Raw genomic sequence first — 26350 nt, forward strand, 5'->3', positions numbered from 1 at the left:
AAGCCGACCTGCTTTTTTCCGAAGCCGCTGCAGCATCAACCTGCAGCAACTACCCTGAAGGCTTCGCGCGCTGCAACCAGGGTGGCTTCGATCACTGCATCGTCATGCGCGCTGGACAGGAAGCCGGCCTCGTAGGCTGACGGGGCCAGGAACACGCCGCGTTCCAGCATGGCGTGGAAGAACACATTGAAGGCCTTGATGTCGCAGGCGGTGGCCTGTGCGTAGGTCTCCACCTTTTCATGGGTGAAGAACAGGCCGAACATGCCGCCGACGCGATTGGTGGTGACGGCCACGCCGGCATCGCGTGCGGCCGCTTCCAGGCCATCGCACAGGGTGTTGGTGGCGGCGGTGAGACGTTCATGGAAGCCCGGCGCCTGCACCAGCTGCAGCATTGCCAGACCAGCGGCCATGGCGACAGGATTGCCGCTGAGGGTGCCGGCCTGGTAGATCGGGCCGGCCGGGGCAATCTGCGACAGCAGCTCGCGACGACCGCCGTAGGCGCCCACCGGCATGCCGCCACCGATGATCTTGCCGAAGGTGGTCAGGTCCGGGGTGATGCCGTAATAGGCCTGCGCGCCACCGAGGGCGACGCGGAAGCCGGTCATCACTTCGTCGAAGATCAGCAGCGCGCCGTACTGCGTGCACAGCGAACGCAGGTGCTGCAGATAGCCTTCGCGCGGCGGGATGCAGTTGGCGTTGCCCACCACCGGTTCGATGATCAGGCCTGCGATTTCCTTGCCCTGCTGTTCGAACAGCGCGGTGGCGGCGTCGAAGTCGTTATAGGGCAGGGTGAGGGTGAGTTCGCTCAGGCCGGCCGGCACGCCAGGCGAGGTGGGCACGCCCAGGGTCAGCATGCCGCTGCCGGCCTTGACCAGGAAGGAGTCACCGTGGCCGTGGTAGCAGCCTTCGAACTTGACGATCTTGTTGCGGCCGGTTGCGCCGCGCGCCAGGCGGATCGCCGACAGTGTTGCCTCGGTGCCGGAGTTGACCATGCGCACCATCTCGCAGGACGGCACCAGTTGGGTGATGGTCTCGGCCATGGTGACTTCAGCCGCGCACGGGGCGCCAAACGACAGGCCATTGCTGATCGCCTGCTGCACTGCCTCGCGCACCGTCGGGTGGTTGTGGCCAACGATCATCGGGCCCCAGGAGCCGACGTAGTCGATGTAGGCGTTGCCATCCACGTCATGCAGGTAGGCACCGTCGGCACGCTGCACGAAGAAGGGTTCACCGCCGACCGACTTGAACGCACGCACCGGCGAATTGACGCCACCGGGCAGCAACGTCTGTGCGCGCGTGAACAGGGCGTGGGATTGGGCGTGGTTCATTGTGAGTCCTTTGAAAGAGCACTAGATCGAGTTGCTGAGCGGAGCGTTAGCCCCTCTCCCGCGTGCGGGGGAGGGGTTGGGGTGAGGGGAAGCTTCTAGCAAGCGAACGCCGAAACCTACCCTCATCCGCCCCTTCGGGGCACCTTCTCCCGAAGGGAGAAGGAATACGTCATTGGTGCTGGAAACAGCGCCGGTAAGCCTCCAGCGCCGCCACCGGATCCGCTTCGCTGAACACGCCGCTGATCACCGCGATCAGCTCCGCACCAGCTTCCACCACAGGCCGACTATTGTCCGGGGTCAAACCGCCAATCGCCACCCGTGGCACGCCCAGTGCGGCGCTTTGTCGCAGCAGCTCCGGGTTGGCGCGACGCGGCGTGATCTTGCTGCGGCTGGGGAAGAACGCCCCGAAGGCTACGTAGCTGGCGCCGGCGGCGACCGCGCGCTGGGCCAAAGCCAGTTGGTCATAGCACGAAGCGCCAATGATGGCCTGCGGGCCGAGCAGGGTGCGGGCTGCGGCGATGTCGCCGTCGTCCTCGCCCAGGTGCACGCCGGCGGCGCCTATCTGGGCGGCCAGGGCGGCATCGTCATTGATGATCAGCGGCACGCCAGCGGCGGCGCATAGCGCCTGCAGGGCGGTGGCCTGGGCCAGGCGGGTGGGCGAATCCACGGCCTTGTTGCGGTACTGCAGCCAGGTGGCGCCGGCCAGCAGCGGGCGGACCCGTTCGAGCAGGCGCGCGCTGTCGGTTTCGTCGGGGGTAATCAGGTAGACGCCACGGGCGTCGGCAAGCTGGGTCATGGATGGCTACCGGTACGGCGGCGGGAATGTGACAATCAACGCCGTTTCTCTGTCCGGTGATTATCCCTGATGTCCGACGCTACGGCCTCCACCCTGCGCAACTGGATGTGCGTCGTCTGCGGCTTCATCTACCGCGAGGCCGACGGCTTGCCGGAAGAAGGCATCGCCCCGGGCACGCGCTGGGAAGATGTGCCCGACACCTGGACCTGCCCGGACTGCGGTGTGACCAAGGATGATTTCGAGATGGTCGAGCTGGACTGATCTTCGCAATTTGCAGCAGCGGCGTCAGCCGCTCCTGCAAAAGTATCGCAGGCAGCAGGGCTCAATGCAGCCTTGGGTTGCCGCCGCCGAGCTCGATCAAGCGCTCGCGGATGCTGATGGCATCGGCCGCTTCGGGTTCCATTTTCAGGTAGCGGGTAAGGTCCACGCGCGCGCCGGCCAGGTGTTCGAGCTGCAGGTAGGCGAGGCCGCGATCGCGCACGGCATCGGCCTGTTCGGGGGCCAGCTTGAGAATGCGGTCGGCACTGCGCGCGGCGCGGTCCCATTCGCCACGCTCGGCGTACACACCGTGCAGGTTGCGCAGCATGCGCATCAGGATGGCGCGGTGCGGCGCGGGATCCAGGATCTGCGCGAGCACGCTGTCATCCGGCGTCTCGCCGCCGAGGTTGCTGCGTGCGCGTTCACGCAGCTCGTCCACGCCCAGCGGCCGGCCGCCGTTGAACGGGTCCATGATCAGCACGCCATCTTCCACCGGCAGCCGCACCAGGAAATGGCCGGGGAAGGAAATACCTTCCAGCGGCAGGCCGAGCCGGCGCGAAACCTCGATCTGCACCAGCGCCAGCGAGATGGGGTTGCCCAGGCGGCGCTCGAACACCTCGTTGAGATAGCTGTTGCGTGGGTCGTAGTACTCGTCGTTGTCGCCGCTGTAGCCCACCTCGTTGAACAGGTGGTTGTTGATGGCAGCAACCTTGAGCGGCCATTCACCGATGGCGTCCACTTCCACCCGCAGGTGATCGGCATGGGCCTGCAGCACGCTGTCGTAGGCGGCCGGGTCCAGCTGCGGGTACTCGTCGCGGGCGATCAGCAGGGCAGTGGGCAGCAGCGGCAGCGCCTCGTCGGGCAAGGCGGCCAGTTCTTCCCATTGCGGCAGGGTAATGCGCGTTTCAGACATGCCCCAAGACTGGCGGCAAAGCGGCGCCGGTTCAAGGGCGCCGCTGTTCAACTTGTTCCGCCCGGTCAGTTGCCCGTCGGGATGCCGGGGCCGAAGGTCAGCTGGGCGCCGTCTTCGAGCTTGAGCTTGGCGGCCTGGCCTGCGTTGAGCTCCAGCACATACAGCGCCGGGTTGAAGCTGGGATAGGGCGGGCACATGTCGCCGGCCGAGCACGGCGGCACATCGCGCTGCTGGCCCACCAGGCGGCGCTGGCTGTCGAAGTAGAGGATGTCCAATGGAATCTTGGTGTTCTTCATCCAGTACGCCTGCGGTTCCTCGCGCTCATGGATGAACAACATGCCGTGGTCGGTTGCCATCTGGTCGCGGAACATCAGGCCGCGGGCGCGGTCATCATCGTTTTGGGCCAGCTCCACGTTGTAACGGGTGCCGGCCAGTTCCACCCAGTGCTTGGCGTCGGCGCTGGCGCAGCCGGCAAGGGGAAGCAGGGAAAGGGTGAAGATCGTACGCAGGAAGGATTTGGGCATGGGGTGGGACCTGGTTCCTGGAGGGAGGCCTTGTGGCGGATCCGGTGGAAGTCAAAGGCCTCCCCTCATCCGCCCGTTGGGCACCTTCTCCCGTGAACGGGAGAAGGGAGAGCATCAAGCCAAGGCTGGAGCGACAGCTGGAGCCAAAGCCAAAGCCAAAGCATCAAGCCAAAGCATCAAGCCAGCGCTAGAGCGACAGCCAAAGCCAAGCTGCCTTGACTTACAGCACCTGCGGCGGTTCGCCGCCGATGATGACCACGTCGGCCGGGCGGCGTGCGAACAGGCCAACGGTGACCACGCCCGGGATCTGGTTGAGCTGCTGCTCAAGCTTGACCGGGTCGGTGATGGCCAGGTTGTGCACGTCCAAAATCAGATTTCCGTTGTCGGTCACCACGCCATCGCGCCACACCGGCTGGCCGCCGGTCAGCGCCAGGATTTCGCGGGCCACCAGGCTGCGCGCCATCGGGATCACTTCCACCGGCAGCGGGAACTTGCCCAGCACCTTGACCTGCTTGCTGGGGTCGACGATGCAGACAAACTGCTTGCTGGCCTCGGCGATGATCTTCTCGCGGGTCAATGCAGCACCGCCGCCCTTGATCAGGTTCTTGTTGCCATCGCATTCATCGGCGCCGTCCACATACAGCGACAGGCCGCCGGTGTGGTTCAGGTCCAGCACCTCGATGCCATGGCCCTTGAGCAGGGCGGTGCTCTGGTCGGAACTGGAGACCGCGCCTTCGATCTGGTCCTTGATACGGGCCAGGGCTTCGATGAAATAAGCAACGGTCGAGCCGGTGCCGACACCGACGATCATTCCCTTCTGCACGTACTCGATGGCTTTTTCGGCGGCCAGGCGCTTGGCTTCAGACATGGGTTTGTGATTGGAGATTGGGGATTCGGGATTAGGGATTCGCAAAGGCGGGTGGCGGCGAGCTTTCAGATTGCGGGGAGAGGGGAATCCGGGATTGGCAAGGACTGCGGTGCAGTGCTCTTGCCGAATCCCAAATCCCGACTCCCCAATCACCGCTTTTCCAGCGACAGCAGCAGCTTCCACTGTGCGGCCGTAACCGGGAACACTGACAGGCGGTTGCCCTTGGCGGTCAGCGGAAATCCCTCGCCCAGTTGCTCGGCATGCAGCTTGATCTCGTCCAGCGCGATCACCTGCGCCAGTTTGCGTTCGAAACCCACGTCCACCAGCATCCAGCGCGGTTGCTCGCGCGTGCTCTTGGGGTCGTAGTAATCGGACTTGGGATCGAACTGGGTGTCGTCCGGGTAGGCCTCGCTGGCCACCGTGGCAATGCCGACGATGCCCGGTACCTTGGTATTGGAGTGGTAGAACAGGATGCCGTCGCCAACCTTCATGCCATCGCGCATGAAATTGCGCGCCTGGTAGTTGCGCACGCCGTTCCACGGTTCGGTGCCTACGCGCTGCAGGTCGTCGATGGAAAAGGCGTCCGGTTCGGACTTCATCAGCCAGTAGCGCTTGCGGGCGGTCATGCGTTCAACGGTTCCGGATAGAGAGTGGCCTGCTCGGTACAGATGGCATCCACCGCCACATCCCAGTCCTCGACCGGCAATGACGGCACCTGCTGGGCGGAGAAGCCTACCCCCACCAGCCATGGCGGCGCGGCCTGGCGCTGCCGAAATGCGAAGCTGCGATCATACCAGCCGCCCCCCATGCCCAGCCGCCGGCCGGCGCCATCAAAGCCGACCAGCGGGGCGACCACCAGGGCCATTTGTTCCGGCCGCAGCGCCTGTGCGGGGTCAACATCGGGTTCGGGGATGCCATAGCGGTTGCTGACCAGCGCCTGTCCGGGCCGCCATGGCGCGAAACGCAGCAGCTTGCCGTGCAGCACCGGCAGGCAATAGATCTGTTGTGCGGGTAGCTGCATCTGCCAGCGGTGCAGGGCGATCTCGCCGTCCATTGCCCAGTAGCCGGCGACATGGCCGCTGATACCGGCGAAAGGCAGGGACAGCAGATGCGCCGCAAGTGTCTCGGCGGCGGCGATGCGCGCGCCGGCGGGGATATCGCGGCGGCGCTGGCGCAGTTGCTGGCGGAGGAGTTGGCGGGGATCGGCAGTCATGGGGGAAAAGTCTGCTGGCAGCGAGCTGAAGCCCCTCCCGCTCAGGGAGAGGGGTTGGGCAGAGGGTAAGTGCGAAGCACTGGCGTAGCCAATCTTCGTGACGGTTTGCCCTTACCCTCATCCGCCCTTCGGGCACCTTCTCCCGGAGGGAGAAGGATAAAAAAGAACGGCGCCCGTTGGGCGCCGTTCTGGAATATTGCATTCTCCGCGGTGACGATGCGTGCGAAACGACCTTGAACCCGGGGTTCAAGTGGGAACGCTGGGGGGCCATCGGGCTTCCCGCTACAAGGCGGACTTGCACACCCGGCTCCGTCGCGCCCCCGTGGTCGTAATTAAGGGACAAGGCGAATGTTTGCACACGCCGTCGTTCACAGCAGAGAACGCGAGGCCAGTATAGCGAGGTTGCGCGCGCGCGGGCAGTCCGTTCGTCGGTCAGTTACCAATTCATCAGCCTGAGCTGCTCAGGCTGATCAACGGGCGTTGTCGACGGCAATGTCCAGGCGCCGGTTCAGATCGTTCAATGCGGCCTGGAAACGCTGCTGCTGCGCGGCTTGTTCGTCGCGCACCTGCTGCAGCTCGTGGGCAAGGTTGAGTGCGGCAAGCACGGCAACCCGGTCCACTGCGGCCATGCGGTTGCTGCCGCGGATCTCGCGCATCTTGCCGTCAAGCACGCGGGCAGCGGCAGTGAGGCTTTCGCGCTCGCTGGGCTCCACGCCGACGGTGTATTCGCGGTCGAGGATGTGGACGCTGACCGGTTGGTTCTGGCTCATGTGTGCTGTTCCAGCGACTTGAGGCGGTTGATCATCGCTTCCACCCGCGAGCGGGCCTGTTCGTTCTTGGTCAGCAACTGCGAGCGTTCGCTGATCAGCTGTTCCTGCTGTTGGCGCAGGCTGCGGTTCTCATCGCTGAGGCGCTGGTTGCGTTCAAGCAGCAGCTCGATGCGGGAGACTAGGGCCAGCAGCTGGCCAGCGGGGTCGAAGGCGTCCATGGGCGGCACGATAGGCATGGCGGTGAGGGCCGGTCAAGATGGGGAGCACGATGCGGTTGGTACACTGTGCGGCCGTCGTCATGATGACCATGACGCCATCCTTTCCGCTTTACAGACCTGTGACATGACCGATCTTCCTGCCGTCAACGACATCCTCCAGGCCAGCCAGTCGCTGGGCCTAGGCGCTTCCCCGGCCGAACTCCACGGTGGCCTGTGCGGCTGGCTGGCCGCCGGTGGTGCCGATCTGCCGGGTTGGCCGGCCAAGGTATTGGCCGATGACAACCTGCCCACGCCGGAACCGGGCAGTGCACTGGACCAGTTGCGCCAAACCACGGTCGCGCAGTTGGAAGACCGCGACTTCGCCTTCGAGTTGGTGCTGGCCGATGCAGCGGCCCCCTTGCAGGTGCGCACCGATGCGCTGTTTGAGTGGTGCCGGGCATTCCTGGGTGGTTTCGGTTTGGCATCCGGCAAGCGGCCGGTGCTGAGCGAGGAGGGTGAAGAGGCCCTGCAGGACCTGGCGCGCCTGGCGCAGGCCTCCAGCGACGAATTCGACAGCGCCGATGAGGATGAGGACGCGCTGGCCGAGATCGAAGAATTCGTGCGCGTGGCCGCGCTGTTGCTGCACGGCGACTGCGTGATGGGCTCGCGCCATCGGCAACGCTTGAACTGAGGTCGGCGATGAAGCGTCTGTCGGGGATCACCCCTGCCGAATACGCGCTGCGCCGCCGCCAGTTGATGGAGGCCGCCGGCGATGACGCCATCCTGGTATTGCCGGCCGCACCGGAAAGGGTGCGCAGCCACGACACCTTCTATCCCTACCGGCAGGATTCGGATTTCTGGTACCTGTGCGGGTTCCAGGAGCCGGAAGCGGTGCTGGTCCTGATCCCGGGGCGCAAGCACGGTGAGGTGATCCTGTTCTGTCGCGAACGCGACGTCGACCGCGAAGCCTGGGATGGCCCGCGTGAGGGGCAGGACGGCGCGGTGTCGCGTTACGGCATGGACGATGCGTACCCGATCGACGACCTGGACGAGATCCTGCCGGGTCTGCTGGAAGGGCGCTCGCGGGTGTACTACCACTTCGGTCGTGACGCGGATTTTGACCTGAAGCTGATCGGCTGGGTCAACCGGGTGCGCTCGCAGGTTCGGCATGGCGCGCAGCCGCCGCATGAGTTCCTGGAGCTTGGGCATCTGTTGCATGAGCAGCGCCTGTTCAAGTCGGCCGACGAGATCGCGCTGATGCAGGTGGCGGCCGACATCAGCGTGCGCGCCCACCGTGCGGCGATGCGCGCGGCGCGGCCGGGCATCCACGAGTACGCGTTGCAGGCGGAGGTGGAACGCGAGTTTCGCGCCGCCGATGGTTGGCCTGCCTACAACAGCATTGTTGGCGCCGGCGCCAATGCCTGCGTGTTGCATTACCGCGACAACAGCAGTGGCAGCCGTGATGGTGACCTGGTGTTGATCGATGCCGGTGCCGAGTACCGCGGCTATGCCAGTGACATCACCCGCACATTCCCGGTGAACGGCACGTTCTCTCCCGAGCAGCGTGCGCTGCACGATCTGGTATTGGCGGCGCAGGCGGCGGCGCTGGAGCAGGCGCAGCCGGGCATTGCCTACGAGGAAGGGCACCTGGCGGCGGTTGAGGTCCTGACCGAGGGGCTGTTACGTCTTGGTCTGCTGAAGGGCGACCTGGAAGAGAACATTGTGGAGGGGCATTACCAGCGTTTTTACCGTCACAAGACCGGGCATTGGCTGGGCCTGGATGTTCACGATGTGGGTGATTACCGGGTAGCCGGTGAGTCACGCCTGCTGGAGCCGGGGATGGTATTCACGATCGAGCCAGGGTTGTACATCTCGCCGGATGATCGGGATGTGGAGGCGCGTTGGCGCGGTATTGGCATCCGTATCGAGGACGATGTGTTGATTACCGAGGATGGTCACCGGGTGTTGACCGCTGCGCTGGAGCGCAGCGCCGACGAGATTGAGGCATTCATGGCCAAGCGCTGAGGCGCGAGGTGTTTGGCGGTAGTGTGCGCACCCGTACCCGTACCCGTACTTGCACTTGCTGTTGTTGTTGCCTTTGCTCCCGCACTTGCCCTCCCTTATGCAAAGCGTAGGGGAGGGTATGGGAGGGGTGCTTTGCTTTGGCTCCGGCATTTGCAGTTGTAGTTGCAGTTGCAGTTGCATGTGCCTTTGCAGTTGCTCCAACGCTTTTGAATCACCGGGTCCCCTTCCGCAGCGACGCAGCCGACGGACAAGACCCCGAGTGGGGCGACGTGCAGGACGCACGTCGTTTTTAGACGATACAGGGATGTATCGTCGAAAAATCCCGGCGGTGGAGTGGACCCGCGTCGCGAAGCGGCGTGGGCGCGGAGGCAGGGTGTGCTTGACGAGCCATTCGGCTGTTGGAACGCGTCTCTTTGGGCCACGTTTCTTTGCACAAGCAAAGAAAGGTGCGCTCGCGCCCCGAAGGGGGGCGAAAGCTCTTGCCTTGGCCTTGGCTTCAGCTTTCGCTCCGACTTGCAGCAAACAGCAAAAGCCAGAGCAAAAGCTTTCACTCCCCTTCGGGGAGCGAGTTACTTTTCTTTGCTTGTGCAAAGAAAAGATAACCAAAAGAAAGCACACCCTGCCTGCGCGCCTTCCGCGCTGCGCGCTCCAGGTCCACTCCGCTGGCAGGATTTTTCGACGATACATCCCTGTATCGTCGAAAAACGACGTGCGTCCTGCACGTCGCCCCGTGCGAGGTCTTGTCTGCCAGCTCCGTCGCTGCGGAAGGGGACCCGGTAGATCAAAAGCGTTGGAGCAACTGCAACTGCAACTGCAAAAGCAACTGCAAAAGCAACTGCAAAAGCGAATGCACCCGCCAGAGCCAAGGCAAAGCACCCCTCCCATACCCTCCCGTACGCTTTGCGTAAGGGAGGGCAAGTGCAAGTGCAATAGCGTTGCTTGCTGGGCCGAATATCGGTCGGTGAAAGTGAAAGGCCGGCGAGATCACGTAGCCCGGGTAAGCGCCAGCGCACCCGGGAAGCCCCGTATACCAACCGGGGCAGGGGACACAGCGCAACCGAGCGCCGTCCGGCGTTCACCTGACCAAAATCAGATCCATCGGATGCGCGTGCCAACAGCCCGGACGACAGCTATCCGCCGTCCGGGCAAGCGATCACGCCTGTGCGGCAAATTCCGGGCGGGTGAGGTTGTCCGCTTCGCCGTCGGTGCACAGCACTTCATCTTCGATGCGTACGCCGCCATACGGGCGGAAGAAGTCCACGCGGTCCCAGTTCACACTGGCGGCATTGCCGGCCTTCTTTACTTCGTCCAGCAACATGTCGATGAAGTACAGGCCTGGCTCAATGGTGACCACCATGCCCGGCTCCAATACACGGGTCATGCGCAGATACGGATGACCGGCCGGGCGCTCGATGCGGCCGCCGTCTTCGCCAGCGGCAAAGCCAGCCACATCGTGCACCTGTGCGCCGATCAGATGACCGATGCCGTGCGGGAAGAACGCTGCGCTCACACCCGTAGCCAGCGCTGCTTCAGGGGACACATTGATCACCCCGAAGTCCTTGAGGATGGCCATCAGCGACAGGTGGGCATCAACATGCAGCTGCTTGTAGTCGAAGCCTGCACGCACCGCTGCACACATCTTCAGCTGGGCCGCGTCCACGGCGTCAATGAAGGACTGGAACTCATCATGGCCGGCTGCGGCGTAGGTGCGGGTGATGTCGCTGGCATAGCCATGGGCCGAGGCGCCGGCATCGATCAGGAAGCTGCGCAGCGGCTGCGGTGCCTGCTTGCCGAGGTCGGTGTAGTGCAGCACGGCGGCGTGTTCGTTCAGGCCGATGATGTTGCCGTAGGGCAGTTCATTGGCGTCCTGGCCCACGGCGCTGCAATAGGCCATGTGGATATCGAACTCGCTGGCACCCGCGCGGAATGCGGCCTCGGCGGCGCGGTGGCCGCGCACACCCAGTACCTGGGCCTGGCGCATCAACGCGATCTCGTAAGGCGTCTTGTAGCCGCGATGCCATTCCAGGTAGTTGATAACCGCCGGCGGATTGTTGGGGGCAAAGCCGCCCAGCGCACTTTGCGGCTCACCGAGGATGGCGCAGCGGCTTGGATCTGCCGGCAGCAAAGCCAGTGCTTCTTCCGGCTTGCGGATGATATGGATGTCGAAGTGCTCCACCCACCAGCCGCTGGGGGCATCCGGGACCACATGCCAGTAGTCGAAGGGTTGGTAGAACACCAGCGTTGGGCGCTTGCCCGGGGTATGGATCAGCCAGCTGTAGGGCAGCTTGGTCAGCGGCAGCCAGGTCTTGAACTGCGGGTTGACCGCGTACGGGTAATCGCGGTCATCGAACACCTGGTAGTGCTGGGTGCCACTGGGAACCACCAGGTGGTCGTAGCCGGCACGTGCCAGGGCCGCGTCGGCGCGCCGGATCATTTCGCCCAGATGCTGGGAATACAGGGCGCCGGGATCTTTCTGGTTCATTGCACGGGCTCGCTTGTCGATACGGAATGCAGGCAATGATTTTGCCGCAAACAGCGTGCCGCTGCTGTGCCGGTTTCGGCGCTCAGCCCGCAGGAAGGCTGGCTTCGATCCACTTCACCAGGCGCTCACGGTGCGCGTTGTCCAGGGTCAGGAAACGGAAGCCAACCCAGGACTGGTCCGGCGCCTGTGCCGGCTCCCGCCACAACAGGTGCACGCCAACATCGATGGTGGCGTTGCCGCCACGGCCGTCGGGGATCGCAAACTGCAACTGGTAGAGCGCGTCATCGTGCAGCGGCTCGGAGGCGATCAGCAGCATGCCGGTCTCCGATACATTGCTGAGCCGGCCGATCACTGCGCCGGTCATCTGGTCGCGGACGGGGATCAGCGCCGGTACCGGCAGGCGCGGGGCGCGGCGGGTTTCGGTGGTCATGGGCTTTCCGCTGCTGAAGAGCTGTTGTTGCCGGCGATGGCGCGCAGGGTCCGCAAGGTGGCCTGCCAGGCGCGGTCGATCAGGCGGCCGCGGTCTTCGGTGACGATGCGCAGCTGGCCGTTGGCCATCAGCCGGGAAAGGGCATCAAGCGAGTGCTCGGCAACCTTCTGGCCACGCTGGTTGACGAACAGCGCGTTGTCGGTGATCAGGCTGTACCAGGACAGGCGCTGGCGGCGGCTGTCGCCTTGCTGGTTGATGGTGAACTCGAACCAGGTGCCAAAGGGCAGGGTGCGCAGCTGTCGGTAATAGGCTTCCTCGGCCGGGGTGCGCTCGGGCTGGCTGTTCTTGCGGCGTTCCTCGTCCTCATCGCGGTCACCTGCCTCGCCCAGGCGCGAGCGGGCCTTCAGTTTGGCGGTCAGTTCGGTCTTGGAGGTGACGTCGTCCTCGCCGCCGGGAGAGGACAGGCGCCTGGCGATGGCGCCGGCTTCGTCGCGGTGGTAACCCACCTGCAGCAGCGATTCTTCGATCTGCTCGCCAAACGCGATGTCCGGTGCTCCGCCCGGTGGCAGGCGGGTGATCTCGCTGATGCGTTGGGTGGCCTGGACGCGTTGTTGCCATTCCTCGGATTCTTCGCCCTGGCGCAGCAGGGTGAGCGTCAGTACGTCGGCCCAGGCCTTGCGCAGCAGCGTCTGCACGAACTTGGGCGGTGCTTCCGCAGCGCACAGTTCGTCGATGTTGTGGTTGGCCAGTTGTTTGGCTGCTTCCAGCTTTTCCTTGCCGCGCGCGGCTTCGATCTGACGGCGTTCGGCAACTTCGGCGCGCCGTGCGGCCCCGCGCAGGTGGGTCTGGATGCGCTCGTTGGCCTCGATGAAGACCGACTCATCGCCCTGGTAGTCGGTGACTACTTTCTGGACTGCCTCGCCGAGCTTGTACAGCAGCATCGGGTCGCTGTCGTCGTCGCTGAGCCAGACGGCCCCGGATTCGGCAACCGCGTTGAGCAGTTCGCGCGCCGGGTGCTGGTCGCGCTGGAAGAATTCCTGGTCGTTGATCGCGGCGCGTGCCAGCGGCACCTGCAACTGGCTCAGCAGGTCGGCGGCTGGCCCCTCGGCGCGCACCTCGCGCTGGATCTGGCTGTACAGCATGCCCAGCAGGTCCAGGGTGTCGGCATCCTGCGGGGACAGGGCGGCGTTGCTGCCGTGCTCGGCCTTGAGCTGGGCCAGCAGGGCGTCGTGGATATCACTGAATCCGCGGCGCCCATTGGGGGTGGCGGCTTGGGCCTGCAACTTGGCGAGCACGCCCATCACCGCGTCGCTGGGGACGGCCTGCGCTGCGGGCTGCTGCGTGGCTGCTGCTGCGCCTGCCGCTGCCTGCGGCCAGGCGTTGGGGATGGCCGCGGTACCGGTGGCTGTCCCCGCAGCCCCGCCAGCGCCCACAAGCGCGCCCAGTGCTGCTTGGCCGGCAGTACCGCCAGCGGTGCCCTGCCGTGACAGGCTTTGTCGCGCAGCATCCAGCAGGGCGTGCAGGCCGGCGGCATTGGCGGCGTTTGCGGTGTCAGCAGCCGTCGGTGCCGGGCTGCCTGGGAAGGTGGCCGCTCCCCCCGCCGGAGCGGGTTGGGTGTCCGGAAGCTGGGTCCAGGATGCGGCCGGCCCCTGACCTTGCCAACTGGTCAACGGCGCCTGGCCGGCATTGCGTTGCGCATCAGGCGCTGCGCCGGTTGAGGTGGCTGGGCCATGCCCGCGCGGCGCCGAGGGGCGCACCAGATAGGGCCGGTAGATCAGCCCGGGCAGCACGCCTTCGCGTGCCAGCAGGATGTTCAGGCGATCGGACAACTCGGTATGCCGTTCCATGGCCTGGCGTTCGAACACCTGGTACAGCAGCAACTGGGTTTCCAGATTCAGCTGCAGCTGCTCGCCGCTGTCGCGCAGCGCATTGCACAGCGAATACGGGCCGGTCGGCACGCGGTCGACATCGAATGCAGGCTGTGCCGCCAGGACCGCAAAGCGCTGCCCCAGCAATTGCAGGGCACTTACACCACGGCTGCTTTCGCGGCGTGCCATGTCGTGCAGCACGATATCGCGGTCGATGTCCGTGTCTTCCACCAGGGTCATGGTCTTGAAGCTGGTCTGCGAGCGTTCTTCGACCACCGGCTTCGGTGTGCTCTTCAGGTCCGACAGCTGTGCGGCCAGGGCATCAAGAAAGCTATCGGGGAAGCGGGCTGCGTTGTCGCGCAGCAGGCGCATCTGCGCGTAGACATCGGCCTGCATCTGGCTGCTGCGGGCTTTCTCAGCGCGCTGGAACAGGGCCCGCTCCAGCTCGACCATGGTCAGCTGCAGGGGGGTATGCAGGACCTCGATGGCGGTCAGGTACACGCTTTCAAGCAACGCACGCGCGCGCGCGGGTGCCGGCGCGGCGGCGATACGCGCCAGCGCCTGGTTGGAAGTGCGTGATCCGGTCCCTGACATTCGATTGATCCCTGCCCCTTGGGGCGTGATTTCTATCACTTTGGTGACCTGATCGCCACTTTTACTGGTTGTTATGTCAGGAAAAGCCCTACAACGTCATTGGTGAAGCGCCGCCCCAATTCGGTCGGAACCCAGTGCTGTCCGCTGCTGTCGGGCAACAGCCAGCCCTGCGCCTGTGCCTGCTGCAGGGCCGGCTGCAGCACGGCGCGGGGCAGGCCGGTGCGCGATTCAAAATCGCGCAGGGTGAAGCCTTCGTGCAGGCGCAGCAGGTTGAGCATGTACTCGAACGGCAGCCGCTCGGCGCTGATCACGTCATCGCCACCGATGCTGGCCAGGCTGCCGGCGGTATCCATGAAGGTCTGCGGGTGCTTGTGCTTCCAGCGGCGCAGCACGTGCTGCTCGGCGCCAGAGCTGATCTTGCCGTGCGCACCGGCGCCGATGCCCAGGTAGTCGCCGAAGCGCCAGTAGTTTAGGTTGTGCTGGCATTGCCAGCCATCACGGGCGTAGGCGCTGACCTCGTACTGGCCATAGCCACGCTCGGCGAGCAGGGCCTGGCAGTGTTCCTGGATGTCCCAGGCGCTGTCTTCGTCGGGAATGCCTTGCGGCGGCCGCGCGAAGAACACCGTATTCGGCTCCAGCGTCAGCTGGTAGTGCGAGATATGGGTAGGGTCCAGGGCGAAGGCCCGCTCAAGGTCATGCTCGGCCTGGGCCAACGTCTGCTGCGGCAGCGCGTACATCAGGTCGATGTTGAAGTTGTTGTAGCCGGCGTCCTGCGCCAGCTTGACCGCACGTTCGGCCTCGTTGCTGTCGTGGATGCGACCCAGGCGCTGGAGGGCTTCATCGTTGAAGGTCTGGATGCCGAAGCTGATGCGGTTGACGCCGGCTGCGCGGTAGCGGTCGAAGCGGCCGTGCTCGGCGGTGCCGGGGTTGGTCTCCAGCGTTACTTCCAGGTTCGGCGCGAAACGCAGCCGCGCGCTGGCCTGCTGCAGGAAGCGGTCGATCGCCTCCGGCGGAAACAGGCTGGGCGTGCCGCCGCCGAAGAACACGCTGCTGACCACCCGGCCCCAGACCAGTGGCAGGTCCTGGTCCAGGTCGCGGATCAGCGCATCGATATAGGCATCGAACGGCAGTTCACCCTTGCCCGCATGCGAGTTGAAATCGCAGTACGGGCATTTGCGCACGCACCAGGGCAGGTGCACGTACAGCGCCAAGGGCGGCGGTACCAGTTGCACCGGGCCCGGTGCATCGCAGCCGCAGGCGTCGTTGTGGTCGTGGACGTGCATATGCATGCTGCTTCTCAGCGCGCCAGTTGGGTGGACAGCTGCTGCACCAGCAACTGCAGGGCCTTGGCGCGGTGGCTGCGGCCGTTCTTCTGCGCCGGCTCCATCTGCGCGGCGGTCAGGCCGAGTTCTTCATCCAGGAACACCGGGTTGTAGCCGAAGCCATTGCTGCCACGCAGTTCATCGATGATGCGGCCTTCCCAGCTGCCTTCGCAGATCAGCGGCTGCGGATCATTGGGGTGGCGCAGCAGCACGATTACCGCGTAGAAACGCGCAGTGCGGCGCTCGGCGGGCACATCGCGCAGCGCTGCCAACAGCTTGGCGTTGTTGGCGGCATCGTCGGTGGGGCTGCCGGCATAGCGCGCGCTGTATAGGCCGGGGGCGCCGTCGAGAGCGTCGACGATCAGGCCGGAATCATCGGCCAGCGCGGGCAGGCCGGTCACTTCACAGGCGTGGCGGGCCTTGATCAGGGCGTTCTCGACGAAGGTCAGGCCGGTCTCCGGCACGTCGTCCACGCCCAGCTCGCGTTGCGGCACGATCTGCAGCGGCAGTTCGGCCAGCATGGCCTGCAGCTCTTTGAGTTTGCCGGCGTTGCCGCTGGCCAGTACCAGTTTCATTGCTTGGGCTCCAACAGGTCCCAGGTGTTGCCATACAGATCGCGGAACACCGCGACCGTGGCATAGGATTCTTCGCGCGGGGCTTCGAGGAATTCGACGCCGTTTGCGCTCATGGCCGCGTGGTCGCGCCAGAAGTCATCGGTGTGCAGGAAGAAGCCAACGCGGCCGCCGGTCTGGTTGCCGATGCGGCTGCGCTGTTCTTCATCGCTGGCACGTGCCAACAGCAGCGCGGCGGCGCTGCCATCGGTCGGACCCACCACCACCCAACGCTTGCGGCCCTGGTCGATGTCTTCCAGCAGCTGGAACCCCAGCTTGCCGGTGTACCAGGCGATCGCCTCGTCGTAGTCGGCGACGACCAACGTCACCAAGGCGATGCGCCGGTTCATGCCTGTGCCAGGGCTGCCTGCTGCGCGTCGAACAGCTCGCGGATGCCCTTTTCGGCCAGCACCAGCAGCGCATCCAGTTCGTCGCGACGGAAGGCGTGGCCTTCGGCCGTGCCCTGCAGTTCGATGAAGCCGCCGCCATCATTCATGACGACGTTCATGTCGGTATCGCAGTCACTGTCCTCGGCGTAATCCAGGTCCAGCACCGGCTGGCCCTTGTAGACGCCGACGGAGACCGCCGCAACGGCCCCGAACAGCGGGTTGCGCTTGATCTCGCCGCGCTTGAGCAACACGTTTACCGCGTCGACCAGGGCGACGTAGGCGCCGGTAATGGCGGCGGTACGGGTGCCGCCATCGGCCTGCAGCACGTCGCAGTCCAGGGTGATGGTGCGTTCGCCCAGCGCATTGCGGTCGATGCAGGCACGCAGGGTGCGGCCGATCAGACGCTGGATTTCCAGGGTACGGCCACCCTGCTTGCCGCGCGCGGCTTCACGGTCGGAGCGGGTGTGGGTGGAGCGCGGCAACATGCCGTACTCGGCGGTCACCCAGCCTTCGCCCTTGCCGCGCAGGAAGCCCGGTACGCGGTTCTCGACGCTGGCCGTGCACAGCACGCGGGTGTCACCAAAGCTCACCAGCACCGAACCTTCGGCATGGCGGGTGAACGAGCGCTCGATGGTGACGGTGCGCAACTGGTCGGCCTGGCGGCCGCTCGGACGGGAAAAGGTCATGGGGATCCAATAAACAGGGGGAGCTGATAGGGCGCCCGGGCGGCCGCAAGGCCGGCGTCCAGGGGCGCCTAGGGTACCATTCGCCCTTTGCAACGCACCGGAATTCCAATGATTCGAAGCATGACCGCCTACGCTGGCGGCGAACGCGTAACGCCCTGGGGCACCCTTGGCTGCGAGCTGCGCTCGGTCAACCACCGTTTCCTTGAAGTGGGCGTGCGCCTGCCCGAGGACCTGCGTGCGCTGGAGCCGCAGCTGCGCGAGCGCATCGCAGCGCGCCTGAGCCGCGGCAAGCTGGACCTGGTGATGCGCCTGCGTGCGCCCGAGGCGGCGACGTCGCTGTCGGTCAACGACGCGCTGATCGAGCAACTGGGCGACCTGGCGCGGCGCCTGCATTCGCGCTTTCCGGACATGCGCATCGGCTTCACCGAACTGCTGCAGTACCCCGGTGTCCTGCAGGTCGAATCCACGGATGCGGCAGCGTTGCAGGCCGAGGCGCTGGCGCTGCTGGACGAAGTGGTGGACGGTTTCGTGCAGGGCCGCGAACGTGAAGGCGACAAGCTGGCTGCGGCCATCAGTGAACGGGTGGATGCGGTGGAGCGCATTGCCGCCGAAGTGCGCGAATTGATCCCGGTCATCCGTGAAGGCCAGCGGGTCAAGCTCGCCGCGCGCCTGGCCGACCTGCCGCACCCGGTGGACCCGGGCCGCGCCGAGCAGGAACTGGTGATGTGGCTGCAAAAGCTGGACGTGGACGAGGAACTGGACCGCCTGGGCAGCCATATCGCCGAGATCCGCCGCGTACTGCGCCAGCGCGAGCCGGTGGGTCGCCGCCTGGACTTCCTGCTGCAGGAGTTCAACCGCGAGGCCAACACCCTGGGTTCCAAGTCGGTGGACGCGCGCACCTCCAATGCCGCGGTCGAGCTGAAAGTGCTGATCGACCAGATCCGCGAGCAGGTCCAGAACATCGAGTAACGGTAGTGCCGAGCCATGCTCGGCAGAGGCTTACCCAGGATTGCCTGTAGTGCCGAGCCATGCTCGGCAGGGGCTCTACCGGTAACGCCCCAGCCGAGCATGGCTCGGCTCTACAGATAACGCCCAGCCGAGCATGGCTCGGCTCTACAGATAACGCCCAGCCGAGCATGGCTCGGCTCTACAGGTGCGGCGGCTCCCACAAGGCCGATGCGGGGCATGAACACCACCGTCCCCTGCACAGACGGGCCCGCGCCGGTACAATGCCGGGCCATTCCGACGTTGGCCCACCGCATGCGTGGCACCCTCTACATCGTCGCTGCCCCATCCGGGGCCGGCAAAAGCAGCATCGTCAACGCCACCTTGGCGCGCGACCCGCACATCTCCCTGTCGATCTCCTTCACCTCGCGGGCCATGCGTCCGGGCGAGGAGAACGGCAAGCACTACCACTTCGTCCCGGCCGCCGAGTTCGAGCAGATGATCGCTGCCGGCGACTTCTTCGAGCACGCGCTGGTGCATGGCGACTGGAAGGGCACGGCGCGGCAATCGGTGGAGCCGCAGCTTGCCTCCGGCAAGGACGTGTTGCTGGAAATCGATTGGCAGGGCGCGCGCCAGGTGCGCGAGAAAGTGCCGGGCGCAGTCAGCGTGTTCATCCTGCCGCCCTCGCGGCAGGCGTTGGCCGAGCGCATGCGCAAGCGCGGCCAGGACAGCGAGGCGGTGATGGCCCAGCGGCTGGCCGCCGCGCGCGAGGAAATGCTGCATTACGACGAGTTCGACTACGTCATCGTCAACGAGGACTTCGACACCGCGGTAGGCGAGATGTGCTCGATCTTTGCCGCCAGCCGGCTGCGCCGGGAGCCCCAACAGGCACGTCACGCCCAGCTCATTGCCTCCCTGTTGACCCCGGAAAGCTGAGCAAGTTGTTGATCCACAAGGGGCTGTTCAGGCGTCGGCTTGATTCCGGCGCCGCCCTGCCGCTACAATCCATCCCCTTTCCCTCATTCGTTCGAGCGGCCGTGCAGGTCGCCGGGAGCCCGCATGGCCCGCATTACCGTAGAAGATTGCCTGGAAGTCGTTAACAACCGTTTTGAGCTGGTCATGATGGCGTCCAAGCGCGCCCGTCAGCTGGCCAATGGTGTCCAGGCGACGATCGACAACAGCGAGAGCGAAGACAAGCCGACCGTGCTGGCGCTGCGCGAAATCGCTGCCCGCAAGATCGACAACGAGCTGATCGAGGAAGTCGAGAAGGCCGAGCGCGAGCGCGTTGAGCGTGAGGCGCTGGAATGGGCTGCCGCTGAAGTGGTCGCCGACGAAGACATGTCCAAGAACGACGATTGATCGCCTCTCTGGCATTGATTGACGTTGTCTGCGAACAGCCCGCCCCATGCGGGCTGTTCTGCATTTTGGGGTTTGCCGAAGCACGCCTGCTGGCATAGTCTTTCGGCATGAACCCAGGCCCTTCCGCCCAGGTAGCCACGCCAGCGGGCGGGGCGGTACCTGACTATGTACTGCAATTCGAACGCGCAGCCAGCTATCTCCCCGCCGAGCAGCTGCCGCTGCTGCGTCGCGCCTGGGAAGTGGGGGCGTCGGCGCATGCCGGCCAGACCCGCAAGTCCGGTGAGCCCTACATCACCCATCCGGTCGCGGTGGCGCGCATCCTGGCCGAGCTTGGCCTGGACGTGGAAACCCTGATCGCGGCGATCCTGCACGACACCATCGAGGACACCCCGCTCACCGGTGAAGAACTGGCCGCCGAGTTCGGCCAGGCCGTTGCCGACCTGGTGGATGGCGTCACCAAGCTGGACAAGCTCAAGTTCCGTGACCGGCAGGAAGCGGCGGCGGAAAGCTTCCGCAAGATGCTGCTGGCGATGTCACGCGATCTGCGCGTGATCATGATCAAGCTGGCCGACCGCCTGCACAACATGCGCACCCTTGGCGCGCAGAGTGCCGAGGCCCGTCGCCGGATCGCGATGGAGACGCTGGACATCTACGCGCCTATTGCCCAGCGCCTGGGCATGAACCTGATCAAGTCCGAGTTGCAGAACCTGGGCTTCCGCGCGCTGTACCCGTGGCGGCACGCCATCATCGAAAAACATATCCGCAGCCAGCCGGTGGTGCGCCGTGAGTCGATGGCGCAGGTGGAGGTGCAGCTGTCGCAGCGCCTGGCCCGTGAAGGCCTGGAACACCGCCTGATCAGCCGCATCAAGACGCCCTGGAGCATCTACACCAAGATGCGCGAGGAGAACAAAAGCTTCGACCAGGTCATGGATGTCTTCGGCTTCCGCCTGGTGATGCGCAACGTGCCCAACTGTTATCACGCGTTGGGCGGCGTGCATGCGGCGTTCAAGCCGCTGGATGGGCGCTTCCGCGATTTCATCGCCATTCCCAAGGCAAACGGTTACCAGTCGCTGCACACGGTGCTTTTCGGCCCGTACGGCTCGCCGATCGAAGTGCAGATCCGCACCGAGGAAATGGACCTGATCGCCGAGCGCGGCGTGGCTGCGCACTGGACCTACAAGTTCGGCGGCGACGGCCCGAACAGCGCGCAGAGCAGGGCGCATGCGTGGATCGTGGAGCTGATCGATTCCCAGCGCACCGCCGGTTCGTCGCTGGAATTCCTGGACAACGTCAAGGTGGATCTGTTCCCGGACGAGGTCTACCTGTTTACGCCCAAGGGCAAGATCCTGGCGCTGCCGCGCAATTCGACCGCGCTGGATTTTGCCTACGCGGTGCATACCGACGTGGGCAACCGCGCCGTGGCCTCGCGGGTGGACAAGAAGCTGGTGCCGCTGCGCACGCGTCTGAGCAGCGGGCAGACGGTGGAAATCATCACCGCGCGCTCAGCCTCGCCCAAGCCGCAGTGGTTGGAGTTCGTGGTCAGCAGCAAGGCGCGTACCGCGATCCGCCACCAGCTCAAGCAGCTTGAGCACGAGGACGCCGTGCAGCTGGGGCATCGCATGCTGGACCGCGCGCTTGAAGCGATGGACAGCTCGATCGAACGCTTGCCCAAGGGGCGCCTGGACGCCTTCCTCAACGAGCACCGCTATCCGCGCCTGGAGGCCTTCCTGGCCGACGTGGCGTTGGGCAACTGGATGCCCACGCAGGCTGCGCAGGCGTTGATGTCCTATGCAGAACTGCGTGCCGGGGGCACCGCGCACCGCGCCCAGGAGAAGATCCTGATCAACGGCAGCGAACGTGGCGTGGTCAGCTTCGCCAATTGTTGCCAGCCCATCCCGGGCGACGAGATCATGGGTTACCACACCGCCGGCAAGGGCATCGTGGTGCATCGCATGGATTGCCCGAACCTGGCCGAGCTGCGCAAGACGCCGGACCGCTGGGTGCCGATCGGCTGGGATACCAGCGTGGTCGGCGACTACGACACCGCGCTGGTGGTCGAAGTGGAGAACGGCACCGGCGTGCTTGCCCAGCTTGCTGCGGCGATCGCCCAGAGCCACTCCAACATCGAGCGTGTGGATTACCTGGACCGTGACTTCAATGCGGCGGTGTTGTGTTTCAACATCCAGGTCCGCGACAGGAACCATCTGGCCGAAGTCATGCGCCGCCTGCGCCGCCTGCAGGTAGTGCAGGCGGTACGCCGCCAGTAGCGCCTGCCGAACCACACCTGGCAGGGTAATCCGAGCCATGCTCGGCAGGGGGCCGTCCCGGCAATGTCAAACCCCCTTGTAGTGCCGAGCCATGCTCGGCAGGGGGCCGTCCCGACAATGCCCCCCCTGTAGTGCCGAGCCATGCTCGGCAGGGGGCCATCCCGACAATGCCAAACCGCATTCGGCAAGAAGCGATCGCGCCAATACCGCAGCCGAGCATGGGTCGGCTCTACAGCGATAGCGCGGTTATCCCCACGGGCTGTGCCTTGATGGCTACACAAGTTGTGGATAAGCCCGCGTAGCCCTTGCGTACCAAGCCTCTGCAAAACGTGGTGATATTTTGTCCACACGCTGTGGATGCGTGTGGATGAGTCATTGCAGGCTTGTGCGTACCATACAAGGGATACCCCCTTCAGCAAGTACGCACATGAGCACGTTCCCGCAGGACATCTATACCGAGCCCACCCCTGATACCGATACGCTGGCCAATCTCGGTCCGCTGGCGGCCTTGGCCGGTATCTGGATCGGGGAGCGCGGCATGGACGTCAACCCCAAGGCGGACGGCCCGGAGCACCAGGCCTATATCGAGCATGTGGAATTCCAGCCGATCGATGCGCAGCCGAACGGGCCGCAGCTGTTCTATGGCTTGCGTTATCACACCCGCATCGTGAAGCCGGGTGAGGTTGAAACCTTCCATGACCAGGTTGGCTACTGGCTGTGGGAGCCGGCCACCGGCACCATCATCCAGACCTTGTCGATCCCGCGCGGGCAGACGGCGATGGCGGTGGGCAAGGCTGCGCCGGATGCAAAGCGCTTCAAGCTGCGCGCCGAGCGCGGCTCGACCACCAATGGCATCAGTTCAAATCCCTTCCTTGAGCATGCCTTCCGCACCGAGAGCTACGACATCGAAGTGACGATCAACGACGATGGCACCTGGTCCTACGAGCAGCAGACCATGTTGGTCATCCCTGATCGCAGCGAGCCGTTCGCGCATACCGACCGCAACACCCTGCGTAAGGTTGGCGCGGCGGTACCCAACCCGACCGCACGCGCAGCCGCGCTGGCCGACTGAGCCATCCCCGTAGTGCCGAGCCATGCTCGGCAAGCGGCTTTCCCGGTAAAGCCCCAGCCGAGCATGGCTCGGCTCTACCAAAGCCAGTCCTGTAGTGCCGAGCCATGCTCGGCAAGCGGCGTTCCCGGTAAAGCCCCAGCCGAGCATGGCTCGGCTCTACCCATAGCCAGCCCTGTAGTGCCGAGCCATGCTCGGTAAGCGGCGTTTCCGGTAAAGCCCCAGCCGAGCATGGCTCGGCCCTACCCATAGCCAGCCTTGTGGCGGCGAGCCCTGCTCGGCTCTATTGGCGGCGGCGCGGTTATCCCCACGGTCTGTGTCCGGCTGGTTACACAAGTTGTGGATAAGGCCGCGCAGCCCTTGTCTGGCGGTGCTTTGCAGAAGCTGGTGATATTTTGTCCATGGCTTGTGGATGGCGCGCGGCACTATCCACACAGCTTGTGCCCTGTTGCCCCCACAAGTTGTGGATAAGCGCTGGCAGGCCTTGCGGGACAAGGCTCTGCTAGGTGTGATGAAATTTTGTCCAGCATATGACGCCGGCTACGCTCAGCCGCCCGCCAAGAAGGCGACGCTACAATGGCCCACCTTTTCCAGACTGGAGCTGTCCATGTCCCGCCAGATCATCAACACCGCCAACGCCCCGGCTGCCATCGGCCCGTACTCGCAGGCCGTGCGCGCCGGCAATACCGTGTATTTCTCCGGCCAGATCCCGCTGGACCCGGCTACCGGTGAGATCGTCGCCGGCGACGTCACCGCGCAAGCCCGTCGCGCCTTCGACAACCTCAAGGCCGTGGCCGAGGAAGCCGGCGGTTCGCTGGACAAGATGGTGCGCCTGGGCCTGTACCTGACCGACCTGGGCGAGTTCGCCAAGGTCAATGCAGTGATGCAGGAATACTTCCAGGCGCCGTTCCCGGCGCGTTCCACCATCGAAGTGTCGGGCCTGCCGAAGGGCGCCGCGTTCGAGGTCGACGCGATCATGATCATCGACTGATCCTGCCCGCAGGATGTGTCCAAGGATGCCCGGCCAATGCCGGGCATCTGCGTTTCAGCCAGCGGGCCGACGGATATCGCTGGGGGTGTGCCCGGTCCAGCGCTTGAACGCGCGGCGGAACTCGCGCGCGTCGTTGAAGCCCAGTTGGCTGCCGACCGCGGCAATGCTCAGCTCCGGCTCCTGCAGCAGTTCCAGTGCCAGCTCGGTGCGCAGGCGATCATGGATCTCGCTGAAACTGGTTTCCTCTTCGGCCAACTGACGGCGCAGCGTGCGCTCGCTCAGGTGCAGGGCCTGGGCAACGTCGCTCATCTGTGGGTTGTCGCGCAGCTGCGCACGCAGCAGCCGCTCCAGTGCGGCGGTGGTTTCGCCGCGGCTGGCCAAGGTGGCCAACTGCGCACGGCACAGCGACAAGGCCTGCTGCGAGGTTACCGGGTTGTAGCTGGCAAACGGCAGCTGCATCCAGTGCCGCTCCACCACCATGGCATTGCGGGTTTGGCCAAAGCGCAGCTCGCAGCGGAACAGTGCCTGGTATTTGTCGATGCTGGCGGGTGCGGCATACGCCACCTCCAGCCGGACCGGGCTGAAGTCCGTGCCGGCCAGTTCCCGGCCCAGCATCAGGATGCTGGAGAACATTTCCTCGCACAGGAACGGCAGCAGGTCCTGGGCCTGCTCCGGCGCGGTGGCAACCACGGCCAGGGTGTCGGCATTGCTCTCGTCCAGCACCAGGTCCATCAAGGGGCCGAGGTTGCGCTGGTAGTCCAGGCCAATGCGCACGGCCTGGCCAAAGGTGCGAGCGGTCTTCATCGCCAACCCGAGCAGGCCGAAGTTGCCACCGTTCTGCGCGCCGCCCATTGCCAGGCCGGCAGCATCAATCGGCAGCATCGGCAGTGCCCGGCGGATGACTTCGTAGGCCTGGCGGTAGGAAATGCGCGTGCGCGGGTCGTTGAGCTGGTCCTGGCTCAGGTGCAGGCCGGCCAGCCAGCTGTCGGTGTCCACGCCCAGCTCGCTGCCCAGCAGCAATAGCCCGCTGAGCATGTTGGTTGGCACATTGGCGATAGCCAGGCGGTCGCCGCCGGCGCTCCTGCGATGCATTCAAGCCCCTCCAGCTTGTCCGCTTTGCCCCCCCAAGTATGCCGCTCTTGCCCTTCGCGTGAACACTGCCTGAAAGCCAGACTGCGCCCAACATCTGCAGGCGTATGGGAGGGGATCATGCAGCGCAGCGTTACCTTGGCGGTTTCCGCCACCTTGGCCGTGATGATTGCCGGCTGCCAGAAGCAGGCCCAGCAGGCACCGACCGTGGCTGCCGCCGACGGGGCATTTGCGGCCACGTTGCAGGAGCGACTGCTCGATGCCAAGCCTGGCGACGTGATCGACATCCCGGCGGGGCGGCACCAGTTCGAGCGCAGCCTCAGCCTGCGCGCCGATGGCGTGACCCTCCGCGGGGCGGGCATGGATCGCACCGTACTGAGCTTCAAGGGGCAGAAGGCGGGCGCCGAGGGGCTGCTGGTCAACGGCGACAACTTCACCATCGAGAACCTGACCATCGAGGATTCAAAAGGCGATGGGCTGAAGATCAGCGAATCGGAAAACATCACCATCCGCGGTATCAAGGTGCAGTGGACCGGTGGCCCCAGCACCAAGAACGGCGCCTACGGTATCTATCCGGTGCTGACCAAGAACGTGCTGATCGAGAACACCGTGTCCATTGGTGCCTCCGATGCTGGCATCTACGTGGGCCAGTCCGATGGGGTGATCGTGCGCAACAGTCGCGCCGAGCAGAACGTGGCCGGCATCGAGGTCGAGAACACCCGCAACGCTGATGTGTACGACAACGTGGCTACCGGAAATACCGGCGGCATCCTGGTGTTCAACATGCCAGGGCTGTCGCAGCAGGGCGCCAACATCCGCGTGTTCAACAACAAGGTGATCGCCAACAATCACGAGAACTTCGGCGCCAAGGGCACGCCGGTGTCCAGCGTGCCGGCGGGCTCGGGCATCGTCATCAACTCCAACGATGACATCGAGGTGTTCGACAACGAAGTGCGTGACAACGCGACCACCAACATCATTGTTTCCAGCGTGTATTCCACTGGTTACAAGGACAGCAGTGCGTCGCCGAACTTCGACCCCTACCCGGAGCGCATCTACATCCACAACAACACCTTGTCCGGTGGCGGCGATTCCCCCGATGGACTGGATCTGAAAGCCTTGAAGGTGGCCATGTATGGCCTGACCGGCAATTTCCCGGACGTGTTGTGGGATGGCTATTACAACAAGGAGAGGATGGTGGACGGGGTCAAGCTTGGCCCACAGATATGCCTGCGCAATGTCAGCGGCGTGGTGAACGCCGATGGCCCCGGCGGGTACAAGAACCCGAGCAAGGACGCCAAGCCGTTTGACTGTGAGTTGCCGCGTTTGCCTGCCATCGACCTTAAGCGGGCTTGA

The 26350-nt window shown here is 64.9% G+C and carries 27 protein-coding genes and 1 other RNA gene; 10 read left to right on the top strand and 18 right to left on the bottom strand.

Translation table 11 applies throughout. The features are described from left to right. Positions 1-35: 35 nt before the first annotated feature. Positions 36-1328 (bottom strand): glutamate-1-semialdehyde 2,1-aminomutase, encoded by a 1293-nt coding sequence (gene hemL, locus RT460_RS07425; protein WP_313318150.1) that lies wholly within the window; start codon positions 1326-1328, stop codon positions 36-38. A 169-nt stretch (positions 1329-1497) separates the two neighbouring features. Beyond that, entirely contained in the window at positions 1498-2124 is a 627-nt protein-coding gene (gene thiE / locus RT460_RS07430) for a thiamine phosphate synthase (RefSeq protein WP_313318151.1), read from the bottom strand. A 69-nt stretch (positions 2125-2193) separates the two neighbouring features. On the opposite strand from thiE, the gene RT460_RS07435 reads away from it, so the two are divergent. Continuing rightward, complete coding sequence (locus tag RT460_RS07435) at positions 2194-2385, top strand: rubredoxin (protein ID WP_313318152.1); 192 nt, start codon at positions 2194-2196, stop codon at positions 2383-2385. Positions 2386-2446: 61 nt separating this feature from the next. Here the strand turns inward: RT460_RS07435 and RT460_RS07440 are convergent, their stop codons facing one another. The 8 genes from RT460_RS07440 to RT460_RS07475 form a co-directional block, all read right to left on the bottom strand. Then, positions 2447-3295: a SirB1 family protein gene (locus RT460_RS07440; protein WP_313318153.1), complete on the bottom strand. Its 849-nt coding sequence runs from the start codon at positions 3293-3295 to the stop codon at positions 2447-2449. A 65-nt stretch (positions 3296-3360) separates the two neighbouring features. After that, positions 3361-3819, bottom strand: a complete 459-nt coding sequence (locus RT460_RS07445; protein WP_313318155.1) for a DUF192 domain-containing protein — start codon at positions 3817-3819, stop codon at positions 3361-3363. A 220-nt stretch (positions 3820-4039) separates the two neighbouring features. Next, positions 4040-4687 carry a ribose-5-phosphate isomerase RpiA gene (gene rpiA, locus RT460_RS07450; protein ID WP_057629081.1) on the bottom strand — a complete coding sequence of 216 codons (648 nt, stop codon included), beginning with the start codon at positions 4685-4687 and terminating at the stop codon, positions 4040-4042. A 149-nt stretch (positions 4688-4836) separates the two neighbouring features. Beyond that, on the bottom strand, positions 4837-5313 hold the full coding sequence (locus RT460_RS07455) for an EVE domain-containing protein (protein WP_313318156.1): 477 nt from the start codon (positions 5311-5313) through the stop codon (positions 4837-4839). Then, entirely contained in the window at positions 5310-5900 is a 591-nt protein-coding gene (locus RT460_RS07460; protein ID WP_313318157.1) for a 5-formyltetrahydrofolate cyclo-ligase, read from the bottom strand. The genes RT460_RS07455 and RT460_RS07460 overlap by 4 nt, the downstream gene beginning before the upstream one ends. A gap of 198 nt (positions 5901-6098) precedes the next feature. Further along, positions 6099-6283: non-coding RNA, 6S RNA (ssrS, locus tag RT460_RS07465), on the bottom strand. An 87-nt stretch (positions 6284-6370) separates the two neighbouring features. Next, positions 6371-6670 carry a cell division protein ZapA gene (locus RT460_RS07470; protein WP_313318158.1) on the bottom strand — a complete coding sequence of 100 codons (300 nt, stop codon included), beginning with the start codon at positions 6668-6670 and terminating at the stop codon, positions 6371-6373. Then, complete coding sequence (locus tag RT460_RS07475; protein ID WP_293706393.1) at positions 6667-6888, bottom strand: TIGR02449 family protein; 222 nt, start codon at positions 6886-6888, stop codon at positions 6667-6669. The genes RT460_RS07470 and RT460_RS07475 overlap by 4 nt, the downstream gene beginning before the upstream one ends. Before the next feature lie 124 nt (positions 6889-7012). On the opposite strand from RT460_RS07475, the gene RT460_RS07480 reads away from it, so the two are divergent. Together RT460_RS07480 and pepP are read left to right on the top strand one after the other, a co-directional pair. After that, positions 7013-7558, top strand: a complete 546-nt coding sequence (locus RT460_RS07480; protein WP_313318159.1) for a YecA family protein — start codon at positions 7013-7015, stop codon at positions 7556-7558. Positions 7559-7566: 8 nt separating this feature from the next. Further along, positions 7567-8892 (top strand): Xaa-Pro aminopeptidase, encoded by a 1326-nt coding sequence (gene pepP, locus RT460_RS07485; protein ID WP_313318160.1) that lies wholly within the window; start codon positions 7567-7569, stop codon positions 8890-8892. Between the two features lie 1153 nt (positions 8893-10045). On the opposite strand, the gene pepQ is transcribed toward pepP, so the two are convergent. From pepQ to rph, 7 genes are all read right to left on the bottom strand, one after another. Next, entirely contained in the window at positions 10046-11374 is a 1329-nt protein-coding gene (gene pepQ, locus RT460_RS07490) for a Xaa-Pro dipeptidase (RefSeq protein ID WP_313318161.1), read from the bottom strand. Between the two features lie 82 nt (positions 11375-11456). Beyond that, positions 11457-11804 carry a PilZ domain-containing protein gene (locus RT460_RS07495; RefSeq protein ID WP_313318162.1) on the bottom strand — a complete coding sequence of 116 codons (348 nt, stop codon included), beginning with the start codon at positions 11802-11804 and terminating at the stop codon, positions 11457-11459. Then, on the bottom strand, positions 11801-14266 hold the full coding sequence (locus RT460_RS07500) for a DUF1631 domain-containing protein (RefSeq protein ID WP_313318163.1): 2466 nt from the start codon (positions 14264-14266) through the stop codon (positions 11801-11803). The genes RT460_RS07495 and RT460_RS07500 overlap by 4 nt, the downstream gene beginning before the upstream one ends. 71 nt (positions 14267-14337) lie before the next feature. Then, positions 14338-15549: a radical SAM family heme chaperone HemW gene (gene hemW, locus RT460_RS07505; RefSeq protein ID WP_313318199.1), complete on the bottom strand. Its 1212-nt coding sequence runs from the start codon at positions 15547-15549 to the stop codon at positions 14338-14340. Between the two features lie 14 nt (positions 15550-15563). Continuing rightward, the gene (gene rdgB / locus RT460_RS07510) at positions 15564-16163 is read right to left on the bottom strand and encodes an RdgB/HAM1 family non-canonical purine NTP pyrophosphatase (protein WP_313318164.1); all 600 of its coding nucleotides are present in this window, start codon (positions 16161-16163) and stop codon (positions 15564-15566) included. Continuing rightward, entirely contained in the window at positions 16160-16549 is a 390-nt protein-coding gene (locus RT460_RS07515) for a VOC family protein (RefSeq protein WP_313318165.1), read from the bottom strand. Before RT460_RS07515 ends, rdgB begins: the two co-directional genes overlap by 4 nt. Further along, the gene (gene rph / locus RT460_RS07520; RefSeq protein WP_313318166.1) at positions 16546-17274 is read right to left on the bottom strand and encodes a ribonuclease PH; all 729 of its coding nucleotides are present in this window, start codon (positions 17272-17274) and stop codon (positions 16546-16548) included. Before rph ends, RT460_RS07515 begins: the two co-directional genes overlap by 4 nt. Before the next feature lie 108 nt (positions 17275-17382). Here rph and RT460_RS07525 point away from each other — a divergent pair, with 108 nt between their 5' ends. The 6 genes from RT460_RS07525 to RT460_RS07550 all read left to right on the top strand — a co-directional run bounded on the left by RT460_RS07525 (position 17383) and on the right by RT460_RS07550 (position 23905). After that, on the top strand, positions 17383-18243 hold the full coding sequence (locus tag RT460_RS07525) for a YicC/YloC family endoribonuclease (protein ID WP_313318167.1): 861 nt from the start codon (positions 17383-17385) through the stop codon (positions 18241-18243). A gap of 291 nt (positions 18244-18534) precedes the next feature. Further along, on the top strand, positions 18535-19155 hold the full coding sequence (gene gmk, locus RT460_RS07530) for a guanylate kinase (protein WP_313318168.1): 621 nt from the start codon (positions 18535-18537) through the stop codon (positions 19153-19155). Positions 19156-19278: 123 nt separating this feature from the next. After that, positions 19279-19578, top strand: a complete 300-nt coding sequence (gene rpoZ, locus RT460_RS07535; RefSeq protein WP_313318169.1) for a DNA-directed RNA polymerase subunit omega — start codon at positions 19279-19281, stop codon at positions 19576-19578. Between the two features lie 107 nt (positions 19579-19685). Further along, positions 19686-21845, top strand: a complete 2160-nt coding sequence (locus RT460_RS07540; protein WP_313318170.1) for a bifunctional (p)ppGpp synthetase/guanosine-3',5'-bis(diphosphate) 3'-pyrophosphohydrolase — start codon at positions 19686-19688, stop codon at positions 21843-21845. 427 nt (positions 21846-22272) lie between these two features. Continuing rightward, the gene (locus tag RT460_RS07545; protein WP_313318171.1) at positions 22273-22917 is read left to right on the top strand and encodes a heme-binding beta-barrel domain-containing protein; all 645 of its coding nucleotides are present in this window, start codon (positions 22273-22275) and stop codon (positions 22915-22917) included. A 604-nt stretch (positions 22918-23521) separates the two neighbouring features. Then, positions 23522-23905, top strand: coding sequence for a RidA family protein (locus RT460_RS07550; protein WP_057629049.1), 384 nt, complete (start codon positions 23522-23524; stop codon positions 23903-23905). 54 nt (positions 23906-23959) lie between these two features. Here the strand turns inward: RT460_RS07550 and RT460_RS07555 are convergent, their stop codons facing one another. Continuing rightward, positions 23960-24997, bottom strand: a complete 1038-nt coding sequence (locus RT460_RS07555; RefSeq protein ID WP_313318172.1) for an AraC family transcriptional regulator — start codon at positions 24995-24997, stop codon at positions 23960-23962. Positions 24998-25114: 117 nt separating this feature from the next. Here RT460_RS07555 and RT460_RS07560 point away from each other — a divergent pair, with 117 nt between their 5' ends. Continuing rightward, complete coding sequence (locus RT460_RS07560) at positions 25115-26350, top strand: parallel beta-helix domain-containing protein (protein ID WP_313318173.1); 1236 nt, start codon at positions 25115-25117, stop codon at positions 26348-26350.

The organism is Stenotrophomonas sp. (assembly GCF_032061965.1).
GTDB lineage: Bacteria > Pseudomonadota > Gammaproteobacteria > Xanthomonadales > Xanthomonadaceae > Stenotrophomonas.